Consider the following 13,656-nt stretch of genomic DNA (forward strand, 5'->3'; position numbering starts at 1 on the left):
TTGAGGCGCTCTTAGTTCTCGACGGCTTTCGCAAAGAATGTCCATCCCACGGCCGCCGCCGCGTGGCCCGCCGGCCGCAGGGGAATGCTGCCGCTCGTCACCCCAGGTTCCGGCGAGAGAGGCAGGCGGACATGCGCGCCGAGATGCCCGACCTGCCGCTCGCCACGCTCCGCGGCGTCAGCCAGGTGGACCTGCAGAACAACCTGGGCACCGCGATCTGCTTCGTCGTCGCGCTGCTCGCCGCCGGATGGCAGTTCGCGCTGTTCGGCCTGGCCGGCGCCGCCGTGGGCACGCTCACCGCCTGGTTCCTCGGCGCGGCCAGGGAGAGCGTGACGGCGGGACTGGAAGGGTTCAACGGCACGCTGATCGGCGTCGCGCTGGTGCTGTACTTCCAGACCCGGTGGATCACGCTGCTGCTGGTCGTCGTCGGCGCGATCATGGGCAGCGTCCTGACGTCGGCGCTCAAGACGCTGCTCGGGCCGCACGACCTGCCGGGGCTCACCGCGCCGTTCTGCGCGGTGGCCACGATCATGGTGGTCGGCGGCCCGGCCTACGAGCGGGTCTGGCGCCGGCACGCCCTGGCGGCGCCGCCGTCGGCGACGTCCCCGGGGACCGCGGTGACGTTCACCGACCTGTGGCAGGGGCTGCTGAACGGCGTCGGCCAGGTGTTCTTCCAGGGCAAGTGGTACGTCGGCCTGATCTTCCTGGTCGGCCTGGCGTTCGCCGGGTGGCGGGTGGCGGTGGCCGCGCTGGCCGCCAGCGCCGTCGGGATCCTGGTGGCCGTGCTGCTCGGCGCGCCCGCCGCCGACATCGGCGCCGGCCTGTACGGCTACAACGCGGTGCTCACCGGCATCGCGCTCGGCTGCGCGTTCCTCGTGCCGACCGTCCTCGGCCTGCTGTACGCGCTGGCCGGCGTGGTGTCGGCGACCGTGCTGACGGCGTTCGTCGGCCACCTGTTCGCGCCGGTCGGCGGGCACACCCTGACCTGGCCGTTCGTCCTGGTCACCTGGATCTTCCTGGCGGCGGTCCCGGCGTTCTCCGGCGTCCGGCGCGCTTCCACCTAAGGAGAGCTCATGAACCTCGCACCGCGTGAGATCGACAAGCTGCTGATCTACGTCGTCGCCGATCTGGCCGCCAAGCGCCGCGAGCGCGGCGTGAAGCTGAACTACAGCGAGGCGGTGGCGCTGATCAGCGTCGCGGTCCTGGAGGCCGCCCGGGACGGCCGGACGGTGGCCGAGTGCATGGAGCTCGGCAAGCAGGTGCTCGGCGCCGGGGACGTCATGCCCGGGGTGCGCGAAATGCTCAAGCTGATGCAGGTCGAGGCGTCGTTCAAGGACGGCTCCAAGCTCGTTTCCTGCCACGACCCCATCGGCGGCTGACACCGCCGCGACCAGAAAGGAGCGGTTCGCCATGACGGACACGGACCGGATCATGTACGGCGACGAGCCGATCGAGATCAACGCCGGTCGCGCCAGGGTCACCCTGACCGTGCGCAACACCGGCGACCGGGCCATCCAGGTCGGCTCGCACTTCCACTTCTTCGAGGCGAACCGGGCGCTCAGCTTCGACCGCGAGAAGGCGTACGGCATGCATCTCGACATCCCGGCCGGCACCGCCGTGCGCATCGAGCCGGGCGACACCCACCAGGTCACCCTGGTCGAGTTCGCCGGCGGCATGCGCGTCGTCGGCTTCGCCGGCCTGGTGGACGGCGGCCTGCGGGCCAGGGACAGCCGCACCCGCGCCCTGCGCCGCCTGGCCGAGCTGGGCTACGCCTACCAGCCCGAGCCCGCGGCCGCGGTCCGCGCGCCGGGCGAGGAGCCGCCGTCGCGCAAGGCGCCCGCCAAGAAGGCCGCCGCGAAGCAGCCCGCCGCCAAGGAACCGGCCGCCAAGCAGCCGGCGGCCAAGAAGCCGGCCGCCAGGAAGAAGAAGGCCTGAGCCGATGAGCACCATGAACCGCAAGCAGTACGTCGCCATGTTCGGCCCGACCGTGGGCGACCGGGTCCGGCTGGCCGACACCAACCTGGTGATCGAGATCGAGAAGGACCACACGGCCGGCTTCTACGGCGACGAGGCCGTCTACGGCGGCGGCAAGACCGCCCGCGACGGCATGGCGGCCGACCCCGGCTCCCAGAACGCCACGATCGCGCTCGACCTGGTGATCACCAACGCGGTCGTGCTGGATCCGGTGCTCGGCGTCGTCAAGGGCGACATCGGCATCAAGGACGGGCGGATCGTCGGGATCGGCAAGGCGGGCAACCCGCACACCCAGAACGGCGTGGACCGCCGCCTGGTGATCGGCGCCGGGACCGAGGTGCTGGCCGGCGAGAACATGATCGCCACGCCGGGGGCGATCGACCCGCACGTGCACCTGATCGCGCCGCAGCAGGCCGAGGCCGCGCTCACCAACGGCATCACGACGCTGATCGGCGGCGGCACCGGCCCCACCGACGGCACCCGCGGCACCACCTGCACGCCCGGCCCGTGGAACATCGGCCGCATGTTGCAGGCCGTCGAGGCGCTGCCGGTCAACATCGGCATCATGGCCAAGGGCAACGCCAGCCTGCCGGCCGCGCTGGCCGAGCAGATCGAGGCCGGGGCGTGCGCGCTGAAGGTGCACGAGGACTGGGGCTCCACCCCGGCGGTGGTGGACTGCGCGCTGCGCGTCGCCGACGAGTACGACGTCCAGGTGGCGCTGCACGCCGACAGCCTCAACGAGGCCGGCTACCTGGAGGACACGATCAGCGCCATCGACGGCCGGGCGATCCACACCTTCCACACCGAGGGCGCGGGCGGCGGCCACGCGCCGGACATGATCCGCATCGCCGGCGAGCCGAACGCGCTGCCGTCCTCGACGAACCCGACGCTGCCGTACACCATCAACTCGGCCGACGAGCTGCTGGACATGGTGATGGTCTGCCACCACCTCAACCACGACATCCCCGAGGACGTCTCCTTCGCCGACAGCCGGGTGCGGGTGGAGACCATCGCCGCCGAGACCGTGCTGCAGGACATGGGCGTGATCAGCATGTTCTCCTCCGACTCCCAGGCGATGGGCCGGATCGGGGAGACCTTCACCCGCGCCTTCCAGACCGCACACCACTGCAAGGACCAGCGCGGCCGGCTGCCGGAGGACTCCGACCGCAACGACAACGCGCGGGTGCTGCGCTACCTGGCCAAGCTGACCATCAACCCGGCCCGGACGACCGGCATCGCCGAGCACGTCGGCTCGCTGGAGGACGGCAAGCTGGCCGACGTCGTGCTGTGGCCGTTCACGTCGTTCGCGGCCAAGCCGGCGCTGGTGGTCAAGGGCGGGCTGATCAACTGGTCGCAGATGGGCGACCCGAACGCGTCGCTGCCCACGCCGCAGCCGGTCTACTACCGGCCGATGTTCGGCGCGATGGGGATGGCCCAGCGCAAGAGCAGCCTGACGTTCCTGCCGGACGCCGCCATCGCCGCCGGGGTGCCGGAGCGGCTCGGCCTGCAACGGCTGATCGCCAGGGTGCGCCACACCAGGACGGTGGACAAGCGGCACATGATCCGCAACAACGCGCTGCCGAGGATCACCGTGGACCCCGAGACGTTCAAGGTCACGGTGGACGGCGAGCACGCGACCATCGCGCCGGCCCAGGAGCTGCCGCTGAACCACCTGTTCTTCCTGGCATGAGCCTGCTCGCCCAGCTTCAGCTCACCGACTCGGCCTTCCCGGGCGGCCTCTACACGCTCTCGCACGGGCTGGAGGCGTACGCGCAGGCCGGCCCGGTGGACGTCGCCGCGCTGCTGGAGGACCTGCTGCTGCACGCGGCGGGGCCGGGCGACGCCACCGCCCTGGTCCTGACCCACCGGGCGGTGACGGCCGGCGACTGGGACGCGGTGACCGAGGTGGACCGGCGGCTGCACGCCGTCAAGCTCGGCCGGGAGATCCGGGCCGCCGCCACCAGGACCGGCAACCAGGTCCTGCGCACGGCCGCCCTGGTCTTCGCGACGCCGGCGCTGGCCCGCCTGTCGGAGCTGGTCGAGGCCAGGGTCACGCCGGGCAACCACGCCGTCGTGCTGGGCGCGGCCTACGCCGGGCTCGGCGTCCGGGAGGCCGACGCGGTGACCGGCGACCTGTACGCGTTCGCCGCGAGCTGGGTCAGCGCCGCCGTACGGCTGCGCCTGCTGGACTTCCGCCAGGCCCAGGCCGCCCTGCACGGCGCGGCCGGCGCGATCGGGCGGGCCGCCGGGCACGCCCTGGCCGCCCGCGGCCCGCTGGACCTGCACGCCGCCACGCCGCTCGCGGACACGATGAGCGCCGCCCACGAACGGGCCGAGGCCCGGCTGTTCACCACCTGAGAGAGGGAAGCGTCCCGATGGATCACCACCACCACCCGCACCCCGCCGTGAACGTGCCCGCCGGCGCCGCCATGGACCGCGTCTTCAAGATCGGCGTCGGCGGCCCGGTCGGCTCCGGCAAGACCGCGCTCATCGAGGCGCTGGTGCCCGTGCTGCTCGACCGGGGACGCAGCGTGGCCGTCGTCACCAACGACATCTACACCCAGGAGGACGCCCAGCACGTCCGGCGCACCCTGGACGGCCTGCTGGACCCCGAGCGGGTCGTGGGCGTCGAGACCGGCTCCTGCCCGCACACCGCCGTGCGCGACGACCCGACGATGAACCTGGCCGCCGGGGCCGAGCTGCTGGAGCGCTTCCCCGACATCGACACGCTGCTGTTCGAGAGCGGCGGCGACAACCTGACCCTCACCTTCAGCCCCGTCCTGGCCGACGTCTACGTCTTCGTCCTGGACACCGGCGAGGGGGACAAGATGCCGCGCAAGCGGGGCCCCGGCATCACCGACTCGGACCTGCTGGTCATCAACAAGATCGACATCGCGCCGTACGTGCGGGCCGACCTGGAGGTCATGGCGCGCGACGCCGACCGGGTCCGCGACGGGCGGCCGGTCGTGCTCACCGACGCCCTGCGGGGCACCGGCGTGGCCGAGGTGGCCGATTTCGTCCTCAGCGGGGCTCCGGCGTGCTCGCCGGCCCGGTAGACCGGCTGGCCGCCGGCCACTACACGATCGACTCGGTCCCGGCGGACGTGGCCCGGCACGCCGGCGTGCCCGACACCCTGCCGGTCGGCAGCCCCGGCAAGGTCGGCGTGCTGGAGCTGGCGTTCGAGCGGCGGGGCGGGCGCACCGAGCTGACCGGCCACTACCAGAAGGCGCCGCTGCAGATCATGCGGCCGCACTACTACGACCCGGCCCGGCCCGACCTGCCGTACGTGATGGTGATGTCCACCGGCGGCGGCGTGCTCCAGGGCGACCGCCAGCGGCTCGACGTCGCCTGCGGCGCGGGGGCATCCGTGCACGTCACCACGCAGGCGGCCACCAAGCTCTACCGGATGGAGCAGGACTACGCCACCCAGCTCGTCTCGCTCACCGCCGGGCCGGACGGCTACCTGGAGTACCTGCCGGACCCGGTGATCCCCTTCGCCGGGTCCCGGTTCTACCAGCGCACCCTGGTCAGCGCCGGGCCCGGGGCCACGGTGATCGTCGGGGAGACCGTGCTGGCGGGGCGGCTGGCCCGGGGGGAGCGGCACGCCTACACCGCGTACTGCACCGACCTGGACGTCCGCGACGCCGGCGGCCGGCTGCTGTTCGCCGACCCGCTCCGGCTCGTGCCCGAGCGCGCCCCGGTCACCGGCCCGGCGATGTTCGGCGGGCACGGCGTGCTGTCCACCCTGTACGTGATCACCTCCGCCGTGCCCGCCGCCGAGCTGGCCGGCGCGCTGCACGAGGCGGCGACGGGCGGCGGGCCGGCGGGCGGCGGGCTGGCGGGCGGCGGGCTGGCGGGCGGGGCCAGCACGCTGCCGAACGGGGCGGGCGCCTGGGTCAGGGTGCTCGGGCCGGAGTCGCCGCCCGTCCTGGCCGCCCTGGAACGCCTGTGGGACCTCGCCCGGCGCGCCGTCACCGGCCACCCGGCCCCGGACCGGCGCAAACCCTGAGCCGGGCCCGCGCCGGCGCGGGGCTCCCGGGAGCGGTCACGGGTGCGCCGGTGGCGATCCGGCCTACCATGGGCCTATGCCCCGCATCTCGGCCGCCACGATCGGCGAGCATCGCGCCCAGACGCGCGACCGCATCCTGCAGGCCGTCTCGCGGCTGTCCAGGGCCCAGGGCATCGACGCCATCTCCCTGACGGACGTGGCCCACGAGGCCGGCATCACCCGCACGGTCCTGTACAACTACTTCCCCGACAAGGCCGCGCTGCTGCTGGCCTTCACCGAGCGCGTCACCAGCTACTTCATCGAGAGCTACGAGCGGGAGCTGCCCGAGCACGCCTCGCCCGCCGACCGGTTGCGGGCCTTCGTCCGGCTGCAGCTCGCGGGGCTGCTCGCCCATCCCCATCCGGGCGCGGCCGACCTCGGCGCGGCGCTCGGGCCCGACGCCTACCAGCAGCTCGCCGAGCACGTCGCGCCCATGCAGCGGGTGCTGGTGGAGATCCTCGACGACGGCGTGCGGGCGGGCGACTTCCAGGTGCCCGAGGTGGGCGCGACGGCGCGGATGGTGCTGGCCGTCATCGGGGCCGAGCGGGTGCCGCTGATCAGCGGCGAGGTCACGGTCGAGACGGCCGCGCAGGCCGTGTCCGGGTTCGTGCTCCGGGCTCTCGGCGCCCGTCCGTAGGGGCCGAACTCCGGGGTGGCCGCCGGAGGCCGCCGGGGACGGTGACAAGATTGTCGGATGGTACAGAACGGTCACGTCCAGGTGAAGTCGGCGCGGGGGCGGTGGATCCTGGGCGCGACCGTGCTCGGCTCCGGGCTGGCCCTGCTCGACAGCACCGTGGTCAACGTCGCGCTTCCGTTCCTCGGCAAGGAGCTGCACGCGGCCATGGACGGCCTCCAGTGGACCGTCAACGCCTACACCCTCACCCTGGCGGGCCTGATCCTGCTGGGCGGGTCGCTCGGCGACCGCTACGGGCGGCGCAAGATCTTCCTGATCGGCACGGTGTGGTTCGCCGTGGCCTCGGCGCTGTGCGGCCTGTCGCCGAACATCGAGTTCCTGGTGGGGGCGCGCGCGTTGCAGGGCGTCGGCGGCGCGCTGCTCACGCCGGGGTCGCTGGCCATCATCCAGGCGTCGTTCGTCAGGCAGGACCGGCCGCGGGCGGTCGGCGTCTGGTCCGGGCTGGGCGGCGTGGCCAGCGCGATCGGGCCGCTGCTGGGCGGCTGGCTGGTGCAGACGGCGGGCTGGCGGTGGGCGTTCCTGATCAACCTGCCGTTCGCGCTGATCGTGGTGCTGGTGACGCTGCGGCACGTGCCGGAGAGCCGCGACGAGCAGGCGGCCGGGCGATTCGACGTCCTGGGCTCGCTGCTGGCCGCGCTGGCGCTGGCCGGGATCACGTACGGGCTGATCGAGAAGGGCGCGCCGGTGCCGCTGATCGCAGGGGCGCTGCTCGGGGCGGCGTTCGTGGTGACCGAGCGGCGCAGGTCGCCGCAGGCGCTGGTGCCGGTCGCCATCTTCAGGAACCACGTCTTCACGGCGGTCAACGTCGTCACGCTGATCATGTACGCCGCCATGGGCGTGGTGTTCTTCCTGCTGGTGATCCAGCTCCAGGTGGTGTCCGGGTTCTCGCCGATCGCGGCCGGGCTGTCGATGCTGCCGACCACGATCCTGATGATGCTGCTGTCGTCGCGGGCCGGGGAGACGGCCCGGCGGCTCGGGCCGCGCTGGCCGATGACGATCGGGATCCTGCTGGCGGGGGCCGGGTTCGTGCTGATGAGCATGATCGGCCCGCACGCCTCCTACCCGCTGCTGGTGCTGCCCGCGGTGACCGTCTTCGGGCTCGGCCTGTCGGCGGCCGTCGCGCCGCTGACCGCGACGGTGCTGGCCACGGCCGACGAGCGCTACGCCGGCACGGCCAGCGGCGTCAACAACGCCGTGGCCCGCACCGGCAGCCTGCTGGCGGTGGCCGCCGTGCCGCCGCTGGTCGGGCTGGTGGGTGACGCGTTCGAGAACCCGCCGGTGTTCGACGCCGGGTTCCGGGCGGCCATGCTGATCAGCGCCGCCATGATGGCGGTCGCCGCGGCCGTCACGTTCCTCACCATCAGGACGAACGTGCTGGCCGGGGAGCCGGAGACGGCTAGTACGTGAACGCCTGACTGCGCACGCTGTTGTCGAAGTTGGACAGCAGCAGCTCGGGCTCGCCGACCGAGCGCACGCCGGGCAGCCGGGTCAGCAGCTCGCGGAACATCGTGCGCATCTCCTGCCTGGCCAGGTTGGCGCCGAGGCAGAAGTGCGGGCCCGGCCCGCCGAACCCGACGTGGGGCTTGGTGTCGCGGGTGATGTCGAAGGTGTCGGGGTCGGGGAAGACCGACTCGTCGCGGTTGGCCGAGCCGTAGAACAGCACGACCTTGTCGCCCTGCTTCAGCTCCAGCCCGCGCAGCGTGTAGTCCTCGGTGACCGTGCGGCGGAACTGCATGATGGGCGAGACGTAGCGGACCATCTCCTCGATCGCGCCGTTGATGTGGGCGTCGAAGTCGGAGGTCAGCAGCTCGCGCTGGGCCGGGTTCTCGGTGAGCAGCCGGATGCCGTGGGCCATGGTGTTGCGGGCGGTCTCGTTGCCGGCCACCAGCAGCAGCGAGAAGAACGAGCCCAGCTCCTTGTCGGTCAGCTTCTCGCCGTCGGGGTTGGCGTTGACCAGGAGCGAGACCAGGTCGCCCTTGGGCTCGGCGACGCGCTCGTGGCCGAGCTTGATGACCATGCGCTGCAGGGCCAGCAGGGCCAGCATGTTCTGGCCGGCCATCTGGACGCTGCGGGCCAGGCTGGGACGCACGCCGGTGTAGGCGGTGGAGATGTCGACGTGCTGGTGGACCTTGGCGCGCAGCTCCTGCGGGATGTCGAGCATGTCGCAGATGACGTGGATGGGAAGCTTGGCGGCCACCTGCGTGACGAAGTCGCGCGGGCCCTCCTTGACGACGTCGTCGACGATGCGGGCGCAGGCCGCCTCGATGTCGCCCTGGAGCCCGGCCAGCATCCTGGGGCTGAACGAGCGCGTCACGATGCGGCGCAGGCGGGCGTGGCGGGGGTCGTCCATGTTGACCATGGACTCGCCGAACACCTGCTTGACCCAGCCCGGCGGCTCGGGGTTGGTCACGGCGGGCTCGCTGGAGAAGATCTTGGCGTTGCGGCTGGCCTCGACCACGTCCGCGTGCCGGACGAGGGCGTAGAAGCCCTTGCCGGAGCGGAGGAAGGGCACTTTCTTCTCCGGGAAGAACACCGGGTGCTCCAGTTGCCGGAGCCGGGCGAAAGCCTCATTCCGCTCTTTGAGCGGTTTGCGCCAGAAGTCCAGATCAGCGAGGTCGATGTCCACCCGTCTATCCTGGCACGCTCCCACGCCCCGGCGGACGGGCCGAAAGTCCCCTCCGAAGCGGATGTGCATCGTGCCCTCCTGGCCCGTTCTCGTGGCGTTAAGTCCTGGTTCGGCGTGGATGGAGATGACTGTCCGTATGAACGCGTTGCTCGCCGCCTGCCTGGTCGTCCCCCTCGTCTCCGGGCCCGTCTCCGGGCCCGTCTCCGCCGCCGGGCCGGCCGCCCGCGCGTGCGGCGGGCACCCCCTCGACTTCGACGGCGACGGTCGCGCCGACATCGCCGTCGCCGCCCCTTACGACGACTCCAGGGCCGGTTCGGTGACCGTCATGTACGGCTCGGGCCGGACCGTCAAGCTCACCCAGCCCGGCGCCGAACCCGGGGACGCCTTCGGCTCGGCGCTGGCCGTCGGCGACTTCGACGGCGACGGCTGCGCCGACCTGGCGGTCGGGGTGTCGGAGGAGTTCGCCGGAAAGCGGGTGCCCGGCGCGGACGGCAACGGGGTCGTGCAGATCTTCGACGGCTCCCCCGCCGGGCTGGTCCCCGGCGAGGAGCTGGCCCCGGCCAGGCGCGGCAGCGACCGGTTCGGCGCGGCGCTGGCGGCCGGCGACCTCGACGGCGACGGCCGCGACGAGCTGGCCGTGGGCTCCCCGAGCCACGCCTCGGGCGGCGCGGTCACCGTCTACGGGATGAAGGGCCGCAAGGCGTACCAGATCACCCAGAAGACGTCGTGGGTGCGGCAGGCGGCGAACGTCACCGACCAGTGGGGCGCGGCGCTGGCGGCCGGCGACTTCGACGGCGACGGCCGGGACGAGCTGGCCGTCGGCGCGCCCGCCGACAGCGTGCTCCTGGACGGCCAGGGGTCGGTCACCGTGCTCGACCCGCGCGCCCGCCGGGCCCGGCTGCTCACGCAGAGCTCGCCGGGCATCGCCGGAGCGGCGGAGAAGTGGGACGCCTTCGGCGCGGCCCTGGCCACCGGCGACTTCAACGGCGACGATCGCGACGACCTGGCGATCGGCGTCCCCGGCGAGGGCCTCAGCGAGAACCAGCGGGCCATGGACTACGGCGACGGCACCGTGGACGTCCTGTACGGCTCGCGCGCCGGCCTGCGCACCCACGGCAGCGAGGCGTGGTCGCAGCGCTCGCTGAAGGGCGAGCCGCGCTACTACGACCGGTTCGGCGCGGCGCTGGCCGCCGGGGACTTCACCGGCGACGGCAAAGACGAGCTGGCCATCGGCGTGCCCGGCGAGCACGCCGTCCAGGTGCTCCAGGGACGCGCGCCGGGCGGCCTGACCCGCAAGGGGAACCTGCTGGTCAAGGGCAAGGGACGGGACTTCGGCGCCGCGCTGGCCGCGCTGCCCGGCGGGGGCGGCGGCCGCTACCGCGCGCTGACCGCTGGACGCCCCTTGGACGGCCTCCTGGTCGCCGCCCCCGACCAGGGCCTGGTCATGTACGCCCCCGGCGTCCGCGAGACGGGCCTGCGCCTGGGCCGCCTCCGCCAGGTCTCCCAGGGCACCGGCCTGTACGGCTACACCTTCGGCTGAACACCCTCCGGGCTCCCGGCGGGGGGCAGCAGCACGCGGAACAGAGCCCCCTTGCCCGGCTCCCCCTCGGCCATGACGACCCCTCCGTGCGCCTCGACCAGCGTCGCCGCGATCGACAGCCCCAGTCCGGCCCCGCCCACCCCGCGCGCCGGGTCGGCCCGGTAGAACCGCTCGAACACCCGCTCGGCCACCTCCGGCGGGAACCCGGGGCCCTCGTCGGCCACCTCCACCACGGCCCGCTCGCCGTCCAGCCCGACGCGCACCTCGAACGGCGTCCCTGGGGGCGTGTGCTGCAGCGCGTTGCTCACCAGGTTGCCGACCACCTGGCCGAGCCGCGACTCGTCGCCGGTCACCAGCACCTCACCCTCGCCGCCGTCCAGGCGGACCAGCTCGATGCGCCGGTCGGGGGCCAGGGTCTGGGCGTCGATCACGGCGGTCGCGGCCAGGCTGAGCAGGTCCACCGGCCGTCGTGCCAGCTCCCGCCGCTGGTCCAGCCTGGCCAGCAGCAGCATGTCCTCCACCAGCAGGCCCATGCGCGCGGCCTGCCCCTCGATCCGGCTCAGCAGCCGCGCGGCCTCGGCCAGGTCCTTCTCCTCCCCCAGCCGGAACAGCTCGGCGAACCCCCTGATCGAGGTGAGCGGCGTGCGCAGCTCGTGCGAGGCGTCGGCCATGAACCGGCGCATGACCTCCTCCGAACGCCGCGCCGCCGTGGCCGACTCGCGCGCGGCCGTGGCCGACTCGCGCGCCGCCTCCGCCGCCGCCTCACGCTCGCGCACCGCCGACTCGATCTGGGCGAGCATGCCGTTGAGCGAGCGGCCGAGCTTGCCGACCTCGGTGGTGCCGGCCCACATCGGCACCCGGCGCGACAGGTCGCCGCCCGCGATGTCCTTGGCGGTGCGGCCGATCTCGCGCAGCGGGCGCAGGCTCCGCCGTACCAGCCAGTAGCAGGCGACGCCCAGCACGGCCAGCGTGCCGCCGCCAGCGAAGGCCACGATGAGGGCGAGCCTGGCCACCGTGCCCTCGACGTCGCCGAGGCTGATGGCGATCACCCGGCTGTCGCCGTCGCGGCCCGGGACGGCGACCACCCGCCAGTCCGGCCCGCCGGGCGCGCGGGACTCGACGGTGAACGGCCGCCCGCCGCGCGCGGCGACGTCCGCGCCGGTCAGCCGGGGCAGCTTGGGCGAGTGCTCCTCGGTGGACTCGCTGATCACCCGTACGGTGGCGCCGCCCGCGTCCACCAGCACCGAGTGGAACAGCCCGAAGAACCGCTGCGGCTGCCGCCCGGCCTGCCGCGCCTCGGGCGGCGGCGGCAGGTCGCGCGGCGCGGCGGCCGCCACCAGTTGCCGGTCCACCCGCTCGACCAGGTAGCCGCGCAGCAGCCGCACGGCGAACAGGCCGGTCACCGTGATGGCGAGGGTGACCAGCAGCAACGTGGCCGAGACCAGGCGCAGCCAGAGCGGGGCGCGGGCGAGGTGCTTCCTCAGGGGCGCGGTCATACGCGCGCGCGTGGGCGCGCTCCTAGGCGTGCTCATAGGCGCGGCGGGCGCAGGATGTAGCCGACCCCGCGCAGCGTGTGCAGGTACTTCCGGTCGCCGGTGTCGATCTTGCGCCGCAGGTACGACACGTACGACTCGACCAGGCCCACGTCGGTGCGCCAGTCGCCGTTCCAGACGTGGTCGAGGATCTGCGTCTTGGACAGCACCCGGCCCACGTTCAGCATGAAGTAGCGCAGCAGCCGGAACTCCGTCGGCGACAGCCGCACCGGGACGCCGTCGCGCCAGACCTCGTGGCTCTCCTCGTCCAGCTCCAGGTCGGCGACGCTCAGCCGGTGGGGCGGCGGCGCGCCCCTGCGGGTCCTGCGCAGCACCGCCCGGATCCGGGCGATGACCTCCTCCAGGCTGAACGGCTTGGTCACGTAGTCCTCGCCGAGGCCGAGACCGGTGATCCGGTCCTCCGGCGTGTCCTTGGCGGTGACGAACAGCACCGGGACCCGGCGGCCGCGGGACCGCAGCCTTCCCGCGACCGCCAGGCCGTCGATGTCGGGCAGCATCACGTCGAGCATCACCAGGTCGGGAGTGCTCTCCTCGGCCACCCGCAGCGCCTCCCGCCCGTCGGCGGCGGTCAGCACCTCGAACCCGGCCATGCGCAGGCCGGCCGAGAACAGCTCCCTGATGTTGGGCTCGTCGTCGACCACCAGCAGCCTGGCTTCGGGCTGGTTCATCGCGGGCCCCCTCCCGGCGTGCCCTGTGCGCCACGGGCGCCCTGGGCTCCCTGGGTGATCGCGGTCGCGGTGACCGAGCCGTCGCCGGACTGCTGCCCGCGCACCACGACCGTGGTGCCGGCGGCCAGGTCGGCGACCTTGCCGGGTCTGGAGATCTGGACCGTCGTCTGGTCGCTGGTGGTGACCGTCACCGTGGCGCCGTCCATGGTCCTGACGTAGATCTTGGCGCCGTCCACCTTCTCGACGGTGCCGACCGTGCCGCCGCCCGTGCCGCCGCCCGTGCCGCCGCCTGTGCCGCCCATGCGCTGCCCGAAGCCGCCGTTCTGGCCGACGCCGGGGAACTGGCCGTCCGTACGGCGGAGCTGCGCGGCGGCCGGCGCGGCGTCGGACGTCCCGAACAGCTTGGCCGCCTGGATCCCGATGAGGACGCCCGCCACCAGCACCACCCCGGCGGCCAGCCCGAGCGTCAGCTTCGAGACGCCCCCGCGCGGCCGGACGGCGAGCTCCTCCCCCAGGTCGTCGGGGAAGGGCGAGGAGTCGAGCCGGTCCATGT

13 protein-coding genes and 1 pseudogene are annotated in these 13,656 nt (G+C 73.4%); 10 read left to right on the forward strand and 4 right to left on the reverse strand.

Annotation, left to right across the window (positions count from 1 at the left end):
• Positions 1–131 precede the first annotated feature (131 nt).
• From ACIBST_RS01165 to ACIBST_RS01205, 9 genes and pseudogenes are all read left to right on the forward strand, one after another.
• Positions 132–1,064 carry an urea transporter gene (locus tag ACIBST_RS01165; protein ID WP_397168015.1) on the forward strand — a complete coding sequence of 311 codons (933 nt, stop codon included), beginning with the start codon at positions 132–134 and terminating at the stop codon, positions 1,062–1,064.
• Positions 1,065–1,073: 9 nt separating this feature from the next.
• Entirely contained in the window at positions 1,074–1,379 is a 306-nt protein-coding gene (locus ACIBST_RS01170; protein WP_352330244.1) for an urease subunit gamma, read from the forward strand.
• Between the two features lie 31 nt (positions 1,380–1,410).
• A pseudogene (locus ACIBST_RS01175) lies at positions 1,411–1,716 on the forward strand (urease subunit beta); the annotation flags it as partial.
• 223 nt (positions 1,717–1,939) lie between these two features.
• Positions 1,940–3,664: an urease subunit alpha gene (gene ureC / locus ACIBST_RS01180; RefSeq protein WP_397168017.1), complete on the forward strand. Its 1,725-nt coding sequence runs from the start codon at positions 1,940–1,942 to the stop codon at positions 3,662–3,664.
• The gene (locus ACIBST_RS01185) at positions 3,661–4,332 is read left to right on the forward strand and encodes an urease accessory protein UreF (protein WP_397168019.1); all 672 of its coding nucleotides are present in this window, start codon (positions 3,661–3,663) and stop codon (positions 4,330–4,332) included. Before ureC ends, ACIBST_RS01185 begins: the two co-directional genes overlap by 4 nt.
• A gap of 17 nt (positions 4,333–4,349) precedes the next feature.
• The gene (gene ureG / locus ACIBST_RS01190) at positions 4,350–5,030 is read left to right on the forward strand and encodes an urease accessory protein UreG (protein ID WP_397168020.1); all 681 of its coding nucleotides are present in this window, start codon (positions 4,350–4,352) and stop codon (positions 5,028–5,030) included.
• Positions 5,012–5,983 (forward strand): urease accessory protein UreD, encoded by a 972-nt coding sequence (locus tag ACIBST_RS01195; RefSeq protein ID WP_397168022.1) that lies wholly within the window; start codon positions 5,012–5,014, stop codon positions 5,981–5,983. Before ureG ends, ACIBST_RS01195 begins: the two co-directional genes overlap by 19 nt.
• A gap of 76 nt (positions 5,984–6,059) precedes the next feature.
• The gene (locus ACIBST_RS01200; RefSeq protein ID WP_397168024.1) at positions 6,060–6,659 is read left to right on the forward strand and encodes a TetR/AcrR family transcriptional regulator; all 600 of its coding nucleotides are present in this window, start codon (positions 6,060–6,062) and stop codon (positions 6,657–6,659) included.
• 57 nt (positions 6,660–6,716) lie between these two features.
• Complete coding sequence (locus ACIBST_RS01205; RefSeq protein WP_397168026.1) at positions 6,717–8,123, forward strand: MFS transporter; 1,407 nt, start codon at positions 6,717–6,719, stop codon at positions 8,121–8,123.
• Here the strand turns inward: ACIBST_RS01205 and ACIBST_RS01210 are convergent.
• Complete coding sequence (locus ACIBST_RS01210) at positions 8,113–9,342, reverse strand: cytochrome P450 (protein ID WP_358293170.1); 1,230 nt, start codon at positions 9,340–9,342, stop codon at positions 8,113–8,115. The two genes, ACIBST_RS01205 and ACIBST_RS01210, sit on opposite strands and share 11 nt — an antisense overlap.
• 136 nt (positions 9,343–9,478) lie before the next feature.
• Here ACIBST_RS01210 and ACIBST_RS01215 point away from each other — a divergent pair, with 136 nt between their 5' ends.
• Positions 9,479–10,882, forward strand: coding sequence for an FG-GAP and VCBS repeat-containing protein (locus tag ACIBST_RS01215; RefSeq protein ID WP_397168028.1), 1,404 nt, complete (start codon positions 9,479–9,481; stop codon positions 10,880–10,882).
• Here the strand turns inward: ACIBST_RS01215 and ACIBST_RS01220 are convergent.
• The 3 genes from ACIBST_RS01220 to ACIBST_RS01230 are packed head-to-tail and all read right to left on the reverse strand — an operon-like array spanning position 10,867 to position 13,654.
• Positions 10,867–12,378 carry a sensor histidine kinase gene (locus ACIBST_RS01220; RefSeq protein ID WP_397168030.1) on the reverse strand — a complete coding sequence of 504 codons (1,512 nt, stop codon included), beginning with the start codon at positions 12,376–12,378 and terminating at the stop codon, positions 10,867–10,869. The genes ACIBST_RS01215 and ACIBST_RS01220 overlap by 16 nt on opposite strands.
• Positions 12,379–12,410: 32 nt before the next feature.
• Positions 12,411–13,103, reverse strand: a complete 693-nt coding sequence (locus tag ACIBST_RS01225) for a response regulator transcription factor (protein WP_352330355.1) — start codon at positions 13,101–13,103, stop codon at positions 12,411–12,413.
• Positions 13,100–13,654, reverse strand: a complete 555-nt coding sequence (locus ACIBST_RS01230; RefSeq protein ID WP_397168031.1) for a hypothetical protein — start codon at positions 13,652–13,654, stop codon at positions 13,100–13,102. The genes ACIBST_RS01225 and ACIBST_RS01230 overlap by 4 nt, the downstream gene beginning before the upstream one ends.
• Positions 13,655–13,656: the final 2 nt, after the last annotated feature.

This window comes from Nonomuraea sp. NPDC049684 (assembly GCF_044465345.1).
In the GTDB taxonomy this organism is placed as follows: domain Bacteria; phylum Actinomycetota; class Actinomycetes; order Streptosporangiales; family Streptosporangiaceae; genus Nonomuraea.